We start from the raw sequence: 12,802 nt of genomic DNA on the forward strand, positions 1-12,802 counted from the left end.
AGGAAGAGATGCAGGTTCGTATTTTGTTGGGGCTATCAGCAGCGGCAGTCTTGCTGGCAGGGTGCAGCAGCACTAGCCAACTCAGCGCCGCTGGGCAGGCCGTGACGTTCACGGATACCAAGCCAGGAAGCGAATGCCAACTATTGGGGCAAGTTAGCGGTAGCCAGTCGAATTGGCTGGCGGGCAACCATGGCGACGGTAGTGCTATGCGCGGTGCAGCAAACGATCTGCGTAATAAAGCGGCGGCGCTGGGAGGCAATACCATCTATGGTGCCACCAGCCCAAGCGAGACCTTCTGGTCAAGCTTTGCGCCGCTAGACAGCAAAATGAACGGCAGCGTTTACAAGTGTCCTTAAGCTAAAAAGAAACCCGGTGAGAGCATGGCTCTCACCGTATTCACCACGGTCATTTCTCGGCGTCGTCCTGATGCTGTTGCATGCCTAAATCCAGCGGTGTTTTGCTGGCTTCCCCACCGATTTCCCGCGCCAGACGCGGCACCAGATAGCCAGACACCTTTTTCATTAGCGCTTTGACTAAGACTCGCGCCTCGTTGTCATCCACCAGAAAATGGGCGGCACCCTGTACCTTATCCAACACGTGTAGGTAATAAGGCAGAATACCTGCGTCAAATAATGCATTACTGAGCCGAGCCAGCGTCTCAGCGCTATCATTTACCCCGCGCAGCAGCACACTTTGGTTGAGCAACGTCACACCTGCACGGCGTAAACGCGCCATACTTTGTGTTAAATCAGGATCGATTTCCTGTGGATGGTTAATATGCGTCACCAGCAGCACCTGAAGCGAACTGCGGGACAGACGATCGCACAGCGCATCGGTAATACGGGCGGGGAGCACCACAGGCAAACGGCTGTGAATACGTAGGCGTTTCAGATGCGGGATGAGTTCCAATTCGGTGATAAGCCAATCCAACTCGTGGTCTTTGGCCATCAGCGGGTCGCCGCCGGAAAAAATGATTTCATCCAATTCAGGGTGTTGATGGATATAATCCAGCGCTTGGCGCCAGTTTGCCTTATTGCCCTGATTATCCTGATACGGAAAATGGCGGCGAAAGCAGTAGCGGCAGTTTACCGCACAGCCGCCTTTAACCAGCAGCAGAGCACGATTGTGATATTTGTGTAGTAGCCCGGGAACGACGCTGTGTTGCTCATCAAGTGGGTCATGAGTGAAGCCTGGCGTGACAACAAATTCCTCGCGTGCGGTCAATACCTGAAGCAGCAACGGATCGTCAGGATTCCCTTTTTGCATCCGTGCGGCGAATGCGCGCGGTACACGCAGAGCAAAAAGCCGGCGTGCATCATTGCCTTGTCGCAGTTTAGCGTGATCGTTCAGTGCCAAAAGTTGCAGTAATTCATCAGGATCGGTAATTACGTCCGCAAGTTGCTGCAACCAATCTTCTCTGGAAGGTATATTTAGGGTTACAATGTGTGCCATTTTTTGGCTTCGTACCAGTGTTAAATTGTAGAGGGCCTTTATGGCGACTTATTCTAGCAACGATTTTCGTTCCGGTCTTAAAATCATATTCGAAGGTGAACCGTATGCCGTCGAATCCAGTGAATTTGTGAAGCCGGGTAAAGGCCAGGCTTTTGCTCGTGTAAAAATGCGTCGCCTATTGACGGGCTCTCGCGTTGAAAAAACCTTCAAGTCTACCGACTCAGCAGAAGGTGCAGACGTAGTCGATACCAACATGAACTACCTGTATAACGACGGTGAGTTCTACCACTTCATGCACCCTGAGACGTTTGAGCAGCATCAGGTTGAAGAGAAGACCGTTGGTGATGCGGCGAAATGGCTGCAAGATAACGCAGAATGTATCATTACGCTGTGGAACGGTAGCCCGATTACCGTTCAGCCACCGAATTTCATCGAAGCTGAAATCACCGATACCGATCCGGGTCTGAAAGGCGATACCGCAGGAACTGGTGGTAAGCCAGCAACCCTGAGCACCGGCGCAGTGGTTAAAGTGCCATTATTCGTGCAGATCGGCGAAGTTGTTAGAGTTGACACCCGCTCTGGCGAGTACGTTTCACGCGTTAAGTAATTAATGCGAAAAAGGCCGCCTTCTGTGAGAGCGGCCTTTTGACTTACTCCTCATTTCAGTCTTCCTTTTTTATTCCCCAGCCTTATAAAGTCTTCCACAAGCATCAAAATTGGCTACGCTTAAAAAGCAGTCACTTTCGTACCGTTGAAATCCTACTCTCATAAAGAAGGAATCGAGTATGTTGAAGAAAGCATGTGTTGCCATTTTCTCTCTGGTTATTCTCTCCGCAGTGGTGGGCTGTAATACCACCCGAGGTGTTGGGCAAGATGTGGAAGCGGGTGGGAAGGCTATTCAGCGCAGCACCCAATGATAACGTAAGAAATAAGTCGTAATAACTTTTCCGAGTGGAAGAAAATGCCGTGATGGTGTTTTCTTCCACTCGACGAGGTAATGTGAAAGTGGATCACTCGGAGAAGTAACAATGTCGCCTCTTTTCATTGCTGTCGGCATGCGGACGCTGAGCAATATATTTATGACGTTCGCCTGGTACGGGTGTTTACGCTATTTCAGCAGCCGAACCTGGATAATTGCTGCGTTGATCAGCTGAGGTATCGCATTATCCGAATATCTCTTACAGGTGTCTGCAAATAGGATTGATTATCAGGTTGCCTCTGTGGGTCAATTGAAAATATTGCAGTAAGTGATCAGCCTTTCCGTATTTATCCCTTTCTCTATGTTCATTTTAAAAGAACCGTTCCGCACCGACTATATTTGGGCGGGATTATGTCTGTGGGCGCCGTTTTCTTTATGTTTCGCGATAAGATTATGGGATAGATAGTTTATCTTCGTATTACGACCAATAGGCTCAGCTTACTGATTGACCCAGATCAGCGCCTCTGTCGGGAAGCCGTAGCGTTTGGCCGTGGCAACCAATTTATCCCGCGTCGCAGTATCCAATGTTGGCGTGCGTGAGAGAATCCATAGGTAGTCACGGTTCGGCCCGCAAATCAGAGCGTAGCGGTAGTCATCGCCCAGCTCAATGATGTTGTAACCGCCATAGAACGGCCCGAAGAACGACACTTTTAGCGCACCGCGCTGGGGTGACTCAGTGAAATACGCCTTCCCAATACTTTCTTTCCATTCCTGCGTTTCGACGTTATAGCCGCGATTAATCACTTTGACGCCGCCGTCATCCCGTAGGCTGTAGGTTGCCGTCACGCGTTCCAGATGGCGTTCAAAGCGGTGGTCGAGGCGGGCAATTTCATGCCATGTACCGAGGTAACGACTAACGTCAAAATTTTCTACGACGCTGACGTTATCGGGCGGCGTCACGCTACAAGCAACAGAAAAGAGTGCCACCAGTGTGGCAATGCACGTTTTCCCACATTGTCTGATTTTGAAGAGAAGACTTTTGAATAACGTGGTGTTAAAGCGAATAGCGTTAAAGGGCATCATATTGACGTCTCACCATTTCCATCTTTGTTCCAGTGTAGACGATGGGCGTAGTCTAGCGGGGAAATAAAACGGCCTGCGTTACACAGGCCGTTAAGTACGGTGTTACATTTGCAGCGCTACACCTACAGCGTAACGACGCCGATGACGGTAACCACAGTCAGGATCGCAGCCAGACCGTAAAATACCCATTTCCCAGCAGGAACGTGGATTTTCAGATCGTGCATCGCGTGGTGGATGCGGTGCAGGCCACACCAGAGCGGCAGTACAATCATCAGCAGTAAAAAGACGCGGCCGATGAAGCTCTGGCTGAACGCGGCGATGCGCTCATAGGTTAGCGCATCCGGGAACAGCCCCAGAGGCAGCATCACACCGACCAGCAAGATGATGACCGGAGCAAAGAACGCACTCCACATCCCACCGGCACCGAACAGTCCCCAGAAAGGAGGCTCGTCAGAACGTTTTGGCGTTGGGTTAATCACGTTATTTCTCCTGTTCAGAATAGTAAGGCGATCGCCAGAACGGCTACGGTTACCACGACGGTGACAGCCCACAGCCCTTTAATGATTGGCTCTGGTCCCATTTTCTCGTCTTTAATGACGATGATGCTGGCTTTCGGTGCCAACTCAAACCAGGTTTTGGTGTGCAACGCAGCAGCCAGCAGAGCAACGATATTGATCAGCAGTACCAGCGGATTTTGCAGGAAGCTGACGAAGTTTGCCCAGCCCTCTGGCCCGTTTTTCAGTGCGAAGACGCCGCACATCAGTACGATGCTAAACCAGACAGCAGGGACGGCCGTCCCTTCACGCAACATATAAAAGCGGTAGAACCCCAGCTTTTTCCACCAGGTTGGCGACATGTCGCGAACATACGCTTTACGTTTAGATGTCATCATAGTCCCTCCCTTATTGTGGTTTCAGCATCGCGATCATGAAGTCTTTCGCGCTTTCGACTTTGCCTTGCTGGATAGCCGCGGCAGGATCGACGTGCTTCGGACACACTTCTGAGCAGTAGCCCACAAACGTACAGGACCAGACGCCGTTATTCCCGTTCAACTGCGCCATACGCTCTTTTTTGCCGTGATCGCGGTTGTCCAGGTTATAGCGGTGCGCCAGCGTAATGGCAGCCGGACCGATGAACTCAGGGTTCAGACCGAACTGCGGACACGCCGCATAGCACAGACCACAGTTAATACAGCCGGAGAACTGGTGATACTTCGCCATCTGCGCTGGAGTCTGTTTGTTCGGACCGTCAGCAGGTTTACGAGCGTTGCCGATGATATACGGTTTGATGGCTTCCAGACTCTCAATGAAGTGGGTCATATCGACCACCAGATCGCGCTCGATAGGGAAGTTGCCCAGCGCTTCAACCTTCAGACCATTTGTGTATTCACGCAGGAAGGTTTTACAGGCTAATTTAGGGACATTATTCACCATCATGCCGCAGGAACCACAGATTGCCATACGGCAGGACCAGCGGTAAGAGAGGTCCGGTGCCAGGTTATCCTTGATATAACCCAGCGCATCCAGCAGGGAAGTTTGTGTGTTGTACGGGACATCGAACGTCTCAAAATACGGTTCGCGATCTCGTTCTGGATTATAGCGCATGACTTCCATTTTCAGGGTTTTGATCGTCTCAGCCATTCGCCTGCTCCTTCTTGCTGCCTTCCTGTGCATCACCTTCTGCACCGTATACGCGTTTAGCCGGTGGCAGTTTGGTAATCTTCACATCGCTGTACTCCAAACGAGGTGTACCTTCTGGGTTATAGAATGCCAGCGTATGCTTCAGGAAATTGACGTCATCACGTTCGGTACACCCGTCATCCAGACGTTGGTGTGCACCGCGGGATTCTTTACGGTTGATTGCCGAGTGTGCCATACATTCCGCAACATCCAGGCTGTGGCCCAGTTCAACGGTGTACAGCAGATCGGTGTTGAACACGCTGGAATGGTCAGTGATTTTCACGCGTTTAAAGCGTTCTTTCAGCTCCGCCATCTTATCGACAGTTTTTTGCATCAGGTCGGTGGTGCGGTAAATACCACAGCCTTCTTCCATCGACATGCCCATTTCGTCGCGAATTTTCGCCCAGCTTTCGGTGCCTTCCTGATTCATCAGGTCATGCAGACGCTGTTCGATGTCGCGCGTTTGTGCATCCAGCGCCGTACCGTTGGCTGGTGCTGCTGCCTGCGCACGTTGTACGGCATGTTCACCCGCAACGCGACCAAAGACCACCAGTTCGGCCAGTGAGTTGGAGCCCAGACGGTTCGCCCCGTGCAGACCAACAGAAGAGCATTCGCCGACGGCAAACAGCCCTTTGATGCGGGTCTCGCAGTTCTGATCGGTTTCAATACCGCCCATCGTATAGTGCGCAGTAGGACGGATAGGAATGGGCTCTTTTACCGGATCGACGCCGACATAGGCTTTTGCCAGTTCGCAGATGAACGGCAGACGTTCCTTGAGCTTCTTCTCGCCCAAGTGGCGTAGATCGAGGTAAACCACATCACCCAGCGGGGTTGAAACGGTGCGGCCTGCGCGCCATTCGTGCCAGAATGCCTGCGATACTTTATCGCGCGGCCCCAGCTCCATGTATTTGTTTTTCGGTTCGCCGAGCGGCGTTTCCGGGCCCATGCCGTAGTCTTGCAAGTAACGGTAGCCGTCTTTGTTGACCATGATGCCGCCTTCGCCGCGACAGCCTTCGGTCATCAAAATACCGGAGCCAGGCAAGCCCGTTGGGTGATATTGAACGAATTCCATATCACGCAGCGGAACGCCATGGCGGAACGCCATACCCATGCCATCACCGGTGACGATGCCACCATTGGTGTTATAGCGGTACACGCGACCTGCGCCGCCTGTCGCCAGTACTACAGCGTTGGCGCGGATCTGAATCAGCGAACCTTCCATCATGTTGATGGCAACGAGGCCACGCGCCTGGCCATCATCGACCAAAACGTCGAGGACAAAGTGCTCATCAAAACGTTGGATTTGTGGATATTTAAGGGACGTTTGGAACAGCGTATGCAACATGTGGAAGCCGGTTTTATCGGCGGCAAACCAGGTGCGTTCAATCTTCATTCCGCCAAAGCGGCGAACGTTGACAGAACCATCCGGTTTACGGCTCCAGGGGCAGCCCCATTGTTCCAGTTGAATCATCTCTTCCGGGCAGTGTTTGACGAAGTGCTCAACCACGTCTTGTTCACACAGCCAGTCGCCACCGGATACGGTGTCGTTAAAGTGATAATCGAAACTATCGTGTTCCTGAGTCACCGCAGCTGACCCACCTTCTGCTGCCACGGTATGGCTACGCATTGGGTAGACTTTTGATATCAGCGCTATTTTCAGTTGAGGGTTGGCTTCTGCGGCAGCAATTGCTGCTCGTAGGCCAGCACCCCCGGCCCCGATAATGGCCAAATCAGCGTTAAAGGTTTGCAATGCATTCCTCCAGTTACTTAAGTTAATTAAGTTAAAATAAAAAAATAATATCTATTCATTTCTGTCTTTATATCCGAGCTTAATATCAAACCCGCTTAAAATTGTGCGATAGACCTATAAAGAATAGATAAACCTATAATTTTTGTGTGGGAATAATTATACCGAATTATAGGTAGACGAAATTTGATGTGATCCTGCATTTTGTGGTTTTTTCAGCGTGTTCCGTATTTATTGATAAAAACGTGATCGAAAGGCTTATTTACGGGGAAATAATGCTTTTATTTCTTTAATAACCCTTTTTAGAGGGATATAAGAAAATGATTCACTAGATATAATTTACGGCTGCTACCTCATCGTCTCCTCCCGAAGGGAAGAATATGGATTGCTAAAAACCCGCTGTGGCGCTTTTTCTGCTGGAAATTTGGGCTGAGGCGGGTAGACTGCACCCCCTATTTTGACTTTGGAGTAAGAACCATGAGCGAGACGACAAGTTGGCAACCTAGTGCTTCTGTCGCTAATTTGTTGAAAAGAGCGTCGATAGTTGCAACTGTCCGACGTTTCTTCACCGATCGTGGAGTACTCGAAGTTGAAACACCAGCGATGAGTCAGGCCACGGTAACGGATGTTTTCTTGTGCCCGTTCCAAACGCGTTTCGTTGGCCCCGGTGCTGCGGATGGCATGACGCTGTATTTGATGACCAGCCCGGAATATCACATGAAACGTCTGCTGGCTGCCGGTAGCGGGCCGATCTTTCAACTGTGTCGCAGTTTCCGCAATGAAGAGTCAGGACGACACCACAATCCCGAATTCACCATGCTGGAATGGTATCGCCCTCATTATGATATGTATCGCCTGATGAATGAGGTCGATGATTTGTTGCAGCAGGTGCTGGACTGTGAAAGTGCAGAAATGCTCTCTTATCAACAGGCATTTTTACGCCATTTGGAGATCGACCCCCTGTCTGTTGATAAAGCGCAACTGCGTGAAGCGGCAGAAAAACTTGGGTTGGGCGATATTGCCTGCCGCGAAGACGATCGCGATTCGCTGGTGCAGATGCTGTTTACCTTTGGCGTAGAGCCAAATATCGGCCGGGACAAACCGGCATTTGTCTACCATTTCCCCGCCACGCAAGCCTCGTTGGCAGAGATCAGTTCGGAGGATCATCGCGTCGCCGAGCGTTTTGAAGTCTATTTCAAAGGGATTGAGCTGGCGAACGGTTTCCGCGAATTGACCGATGCGGATGAGCAACGTCAGCGTTTCGAACAGGATAACCGCAAGCGTGCCGCGCGTGGTTTGTCGCAACAGCCGATTGATGAAAACCTGCTGGCAGCGCTGAAACATGGTCTGCCAGAGTGCTCCGGTGTGGCGCTGGGCGTGGATCGTTTGATTATGCTGGCGCTGAATGCCGAGAGATTGAGTGACGTGATTGCGTTCTCCGTAGAGCGCGCGTAGCAGACTTGCAGCAGGGCGGTGCCAAATCTGGCTGCCGCCCGATTTCCTTTCTTATAAACTGCCCGGTGTCCGCTGCCGTGGCGTCAGCGTTTTCCCACTGCGCGACAGATTATCCATTCTTACCTGGAACGGTGGGAAAGGGAGTTCCAGATTGTGCTTACGATAGTTCTCCAGAATCAACTGATGCAGCTCATGGCGCAGTGGCATACGATGCCCCATTTCGGCGGCGAAGACGCGCAGTTCAAAAATCTGAATCCCCTGTTGTAGATCGACGAGGAAGGCTTCAGGCTCTGGTGTATCCAGAATCAGCGAACAACGCTTCACCGCATCCATGAGTAATTCCGTTACTTCCTGACTGTTCGCGTTCGCCGGAGCAGGCACCGTCAGCACGACACGCGTGACGGAATCCGACAGCGACCAGTTGATAAACTGCTCGGTGATAAACGCCTTGTTCGGTACGATGATCTCTTTGCGATCCCAGTCAGAAATGGTGGTGGCACGGGTATTAATCCGCATGACGCTACCCGTGAGATCACGGATCGTGACCGTATCGCCGATACGGATCGGTTTCTCAAACAGGATGATCAGGCCGGAGATAAAGTTAGCGAAGATCTCCTGCAAGCCGAACCCGAGTCCTACCCCTAGTGCGGCAACCAGCCATTGTAGTTTCGACCATTCGATCCCGATCAGTGAGAACCCCATCAGGCAGCCGATCAGCATCAGAATATATTTGCTGATAGTGGTAATCGCGTAACCGCTGCCTGGCGACAGATCCAAGTGTTGCAAGATCGCCAGCTCCAGCAGGGCAGGCAGGTTGCGCACTAACTGCGCGGTAATAATGAAGATCAGAATAGCGATGAGCACCGATCCCAATGTAATCGCCTGCACGCTCTCCACGCCTTTAACCGTGCTGGAGACATCCCACAGGCTGATGTTCTCCAGAAACGCGAAGGCCGAATGAATCTCTGACCACAGGGCGATCACGGAAACCAGTGCGATCAGCGTCAGAATGGATCGCACCAGCTGCAAGGATTTAGCGCTGATGGCGTCCAGATCGACGACAGGCTCTTCGACGGCTTCCGAGCTGCTTTCATGGGACTGAACGTCTTCTTCGCCTTTGGCACGCTGAGCCAGAATCTCCGAGCGCCGCTGTTTGGCACGATCGAAGGCAATGCGACGCCGCTGAATCAGCATCCAACGGCGAATAATGTGGTAAACCACCAGCAGGAAGAACCAGATCGAGACAGAGGTTTCCAGACGGGCTAACAGCGCCTGTGCGGTTGCCAGATAGCCGATGCAGGAGGCCAGCGCGGCAACGAGCGGCATGGCGATCAGAATGTTCCACATCGCCCGGTTAACGGAGTTTTCCCCCGAGCCCTCTTTATCCAGATAGAGCGGAATACCCGCACGTTTTAACCCCGTGGTGACCAAACTCAACGCCATACAGAGCAGGATGAAACAGAGCCGCCCCAGCGTGCTAGAGAACTCGCGATCGTTGAGCTTATCGAAAGTAATCAGCGCCATAATCAGTGGCACGATAAAGGCGATGGAGAGACGATAGTAGCGCATCGCTCTGGCTACGCGCTCCGGCGACCAGCGGAAGTGGACAATGAACAGCCCCTGCGGATGAGAGAATGAGGCACTGATCATCACCAGCCACATCAACGGCACGGTGGCGGTTACGCTATCGCCGATGGCGACGGCAATCGGGTAAGGCCAGGCGTTTTGCAGCCCGTATCCCAACGCAGCCCAGAGCACCGGCAGCGGTAGAGCGGTCAGGATGGACCAGAACACGGTGCGCAGCGTCAGCATAAAGTGATCGAGCGTAACTTTGCCGACACGGCTGCTGGCACGCTCCATAAACGCATGATAGTGACGACGGGAGCTGATACTGAAGCCCACCAGCAGCAGTGCACCCAGCAGCGGCAGCACGGTTTCCTGACTGGTCACCATCATCACTAACGCACTACCCAACTGCGTCAGTGTATCCAACGACAGCAGCCGCGTCAGATCCTGCACCAGCTTGAGCGGATAGGCGAACGTCATAGGCTCAACATCAGCGACCCAGAACAGGTCGCGATGGGCTGCTTCCCGTGTTTCGGTTAGCGCATCCGCCAGTTGGTTATTGGCGACTTTGAGTTTGGTGAGTTCCAATATCTGTGAATCACAGCCGGAGATCAGCGACGTCAGCAGGTCGCGCTGGGTACGCATCTGATCGGTCAGAATACGCAATTGTGCGCTGGTCAGCGGGTCGCCGTTATCTTGCTTGGTATTATCAAGATCTTGCGGTTTGTTGATCAGATCTTCAAAGTGCAGCCGCTGTACACGTAGCTGCGCCATGTCGCTATCCAGCAACTGAGGTTTGGGCATTTCTGGCAGGCGGGCGATCTGTGCGCGTAACGTTTCTCCCAATATCGGTGAAACGCCGAGCCACTGAGCCTGTTCGCGGATGGTACTCAGCGCCTGACGAACCTGAAGCGTGTGTGTCGCAGCCTGACGCTGCTGAGAAGCGATAAGATCCATCCGTTGTGCTTGTTGATTCAGCGCGACGGAGAGTTCGCGGTTAACCTGTAGCTGTTTGCTGATGACGGCGGGTAAATCGCCACTTTGTTCCGCGAGAAGCTCGGTACGTTCTAATGCCTGCTCGGCTTCACGCTGGCGCAGATTGTTGAGTCGGCTGCGTAAATCCTGTTGCAGCAGATCCAGCCTGTCGTGGCGCTTTTTATACAGTTCGACGCGTAACCGTGATAGTTCCTGACGATTGCTGGCTGAAAGTTGCGCCAGTTCCAGTTCGTCTACTCGACTTTTGCGCAGGGCGGATTCGGCCTGAAGCGCGACAAGCTGCGCTTGCCCCAGTGGTGTGGCGGGCGTACCGAGAGACTGAATACGGCGTTCCGCCTCGCTTTGCATGCGGCTGGCTTCAGTTTGCTGTTGCGGAAGCTGACTTAGCGAATCGCCGATTTCACGCAATCGATCCTGTTCCTGCTGGAGCTGACGGGCTTGTTCCAACAGTTGGCTGCTGGTTTGCAGTAGCTGCTGTTCGAGATCGTTGCTAGAGAGACTTTCTGATATCGACGAGGGTTTGCCGTCTTCGGCATTGAGCTGGCGACGCAGTTCTTGAACCAGTTTGGGGAAATCATCAATGACGCGCTGATACTGTGTAGCGCGTTCCTGCGCTTCTTTGCGATCCTGCAAGGTATTCAGTGCAGCCTGGTATTCCTCAACGACTTTCGCCTGATCGGCTGTGCCTTTGTTGGCTTCCGCCTGCTGTAGCTGCTGGCGTAATTGTGCCTCATTGGGCGCAGTGGCAGCCAACGCGGGGGTTGATAATAAACATCCCAGAAGAAAAGTCAGAATCAAACGCACGTTAGCTACCTTTTACAAACAACACTCTTACAAGCGACGAAAGTCGGACGTTATTTACGGTGCATCGGGCTTGTGGCCTGTCTGCACGGTGCCATTTTCTTCCAGTTCGGTGCTTTCAGGGAAGACAACTGGCGCGGGTTCATCCTGACGGGCTTCGGCAAATGGCTCACCCACACGGGTCACACTTAGGGTATTCAGGTGTGCGGCAAACTGGAGATTATTGCCTGCGGCAAACAGGTTAATCACGGTTGAACCGAGCTTGAAGCGACCCATTTCCTCGCCTTTCGCCAACACCACGGCACCTTCTTCACCCGCCTGCGGGTAGGTCCAACGCTTGATGATGCCTTCACGCGGTGGCGTCACCACGCCTGACCACACGGTTTCGATGCTGCCAACAATGGTCGCGCCCACCAGAATTTGTGCTAATGGGCCGAATTCAGTATCAAACAGGCAAATGACGCGTTCGTTACGCGCAAACAGATTCGGCACGTTATCTGCCGTCAGCAGGTTGACGGAGAACAGGTCGCCCGGCACGTAAATCATCTCGCGCAATACGCCGTCGCACGGCATGTGAAGGCGGTGATAATCACGCGGTGAAAGATAAATGGTGGCAAAAAGGCCGTCGCGGAACAGATCGGCCATCATGTAGTTGCCTGCCAGCAGCGTTTCCAGCGTGTAGTTGTGCTTCTTCGCCTGAATCAGCTTGCCGTCGGTAATCGGACCAAACTGTGATAGCACGCCGTCTGCCGGTTGCACCAGGCGGTGCGCATGGGGATCGACGGGACGAATGCCAGAACGCAGCGGGCGAACGAAAAATTCGTTAAACGTGCGATAAGATGCGGTATCCGGTTGCAACGCTTCCTGCATGTTGACGTTGTATTGACGGACAAACAGATCGATCACCAGCTTGGTGAGTTTCCCCGCACGTTTATTTGCTCCCCAGCCCGCTAAGCGGGTCAGCCAGATCTTGGGAAGCCAATACTGTAGTTTGATTTTGATATTATCCAGCACAGTGAGCCTCTTGGGTTAATAGTGCGCCATAAAACAAGCTTTCTGGGGGACACGCTTAGCATTGCCGATGGTAACCCAGAAAGAGAGTAA

The 12,802-nt window shown here is 52.5% G+C and carries 12 protein-coding genes and 1 pseudogene; 5 read left to right on the plus strand and 8 right to left on the minus strand.

The genetic code is table 11. The annotated features are described in order from the left end of the window. The first annotated feature begins 8 nt into the window (after positions 1 to 8). Positions 9 to 356 carry a DUF4156 domain-containing protein gene (locus tag AACH44_RS02085; protein WP_261849426.1) on the plus strand — a complete coding sequence of 116 codons (348 nt, stop codon included), beginning with the start codon at positions 9 to 11 and terminating at the stop codon, positions 354 to 356. A gap of 49 nt (positions 357 to 405) precedes the next feature. Here AACH44_RS02085 and epmB read toward each other — a convergent pair whose 3' ends face one another. Further along, positions 406 to 1,452 carry an EF-P beta-lysylation protein EpmB gene (gene epmB / locus AACH44_RS02090; RefSeq protein ID WP_261849425.1) on the minus strand — a complete coding sequence of 349 codons (1,047 nt, stop codon included), beginning with the start codon at positions 1,450 to 1,452 and terminating at the stop codon, positions 406 to 408. Positions 1,453 to 1,492: 40 nt separating this feature from the next. On the opposite strand from epmB, the gene efp reads away from it, so the two are divergent. The 3 genes and pseudogenes from efp to AACH44_RS02105 all read left to right on the plus strand — a co-directional run bounded on the left by efp (position 1,493) and on the right by AACH44_RS02105 (position 2,837). Beyond that, positions 1,493 to 2,059, plus strand: a complete 567-nt coding sequence (gene efp / locus AACH44_RS02095; protein WP_261849424.1) for an elongation factor P — start codon at positions 1,493 to 1,495, stop codon at positions 2,057 to 2,059. Positions 2,060 to 2,237: 178 nt separating this feature from the next. Continuing rightward, positions 2,238 to 2,369 carry an entericidin A/B family lipoprotein gene (locus AACH44_RS02100; protein ID WP_261849423.1) on the plus strand — a complete coding sequence of 44 codons (132 nt, stop codon included), beginning with the start codon at positions 2,238 to 2,240 and terminating at the stop codon, positions 2,367 to 2,369. A gap of 162 nt (positions 2,370 to 2,531) precedes the next feature. After that, a pseudogene (locus AACH44_RS02105) lies at positions 2,532 to 2,837 on the plus strand (DMT family protein). 32 nt (positions 2,838 to 2,869) lie between these two features. Here AACH44_RS02105 and blc read toward each other — a convergent pair. The 5 genes from blc to frdA form a co-directional block, all read right to left on the minus strand. Continuing rightward, positions 2,870 to 3,454: an outer membrane lipoprotein Blc gene (gene blc / locus AACH44_RS02110; protein WP_261849422.1), complete on the minus strand. Its 585-nt coding sequence runs from the start codon at positions 3,452 to 3,454 to the stop codon at positions 2,870 to 2,872. Positions 3,455 to 3,576: 122 nt separating this feature from the next. Then, entirely contained in the window at positions 3,577 to 3,933 is a 357-nt protein-coding gene (frdD, locus tag AACH44_RS02115) for a fumarate reductase subunit FrdD (protein WP_005972985.1), read from the minus strand. Between the two features lie 14 nt (positions 3,934 to 3,947). Further along, complete coding sequence (gene frdC, locus AACH44_RS02120) at positions 3,948 to 4,343, minus strand: fumarate reductase subunit FrdC (RefSeq protein ID WP_261849444.1); 396 nt, start codon at positions 4,341 to 4,343, stop codon at positions 3,948 to 3,950. A gap of 13 nt (positions 4,344 to 4,356) precedes the next feature. Then, the gene (locus tag AACH44_RS02125) at positions 4,357 to 5,094 is read right to left on the minus strand and encodes a succinate dehydrogenase/fumarate reductase iron-sulfur subunit (RefSeq protein WP_261849421.1); all 738 of its coding nucleotides are present in this window, start codon (positions 5,092 to 5,094) and stop codon (positions 4,357 to 4,359) included. Beyond that, positions 5,087 to 6,883: a fumarate reductase (quinol) flavoprotein subunit gene (gene frdA / locus AACH44_RS02130; protein ID WP_261849420.1), complete on the minus strand. Its 1,797-nt coding sequence runs from the start codon at positions 6,881 to 6,883 to the stop codon at positions 5,087 to 5,089. The genes AACH44_RS02125 and frdA overlap by 8 nt, the downstream gene beginning before the upstream one ends. A gap of 474 nt (positions 6,884 to 7,357) precedes the next feature. Between frdA and epmA the strand changes: the two genes are divergently transcribed. Further along, positions 7,358 to 8,335: an elongation factor P--(R)-beta-lysine ligase gene (gene epmA, locus AACH44_RS02135; protein ID WP_261849419.1), complete on the plus strand. Its 978-nt coding sequence runs from the start codon at positions 7,358 to 7,360 to the stop codon at positions 8,333 to 8,335. 51 nt (positions 8,336 to 8,386) lie between these two features. Here epmA and mscM read toward each other — a convergent pair whose 3' ends face one another. Both mscM and asd read right to left on the minus strand, forming a co-directional pair. Then, positions 8,387 to 11,701: a miniconductance mechanosensitive channel MscM gene (gene mscM / locus AACH44_RS02140; protein ID WP_261849418.1), complete on the minus strand. Its 3,315-nt coding sequence runs from the start codon at positions 11,699 to 11,701 to the stop codon at positions 8,387 to 8,389. Positions 11,702 to 11,755: 54 nt separating this feature from the next. Beyond that, complete coding sequence (gene asd, locus AACH44_RS02145; protein WP_338659478.1) at positions 11,756 to 12,712, minus strand: archaetidylserine decarboxylase; 957 nt, start codon at positions 12,710 to 12,712, stop codon at positions 11,756 to 11,758. Positions 12,713 to 12,802 lie beyond the last annotated feature (90 nt).

The organism is Pectobacterium araliae (assembly GCF_037076465.1).
Classification (GTDB): Bacteria; Pseudomonadota; Gammaproteobacteria; order Enterobacterales; family Enterobacteriaceae; genus Pectobacterium; species Pectobacterium araliae.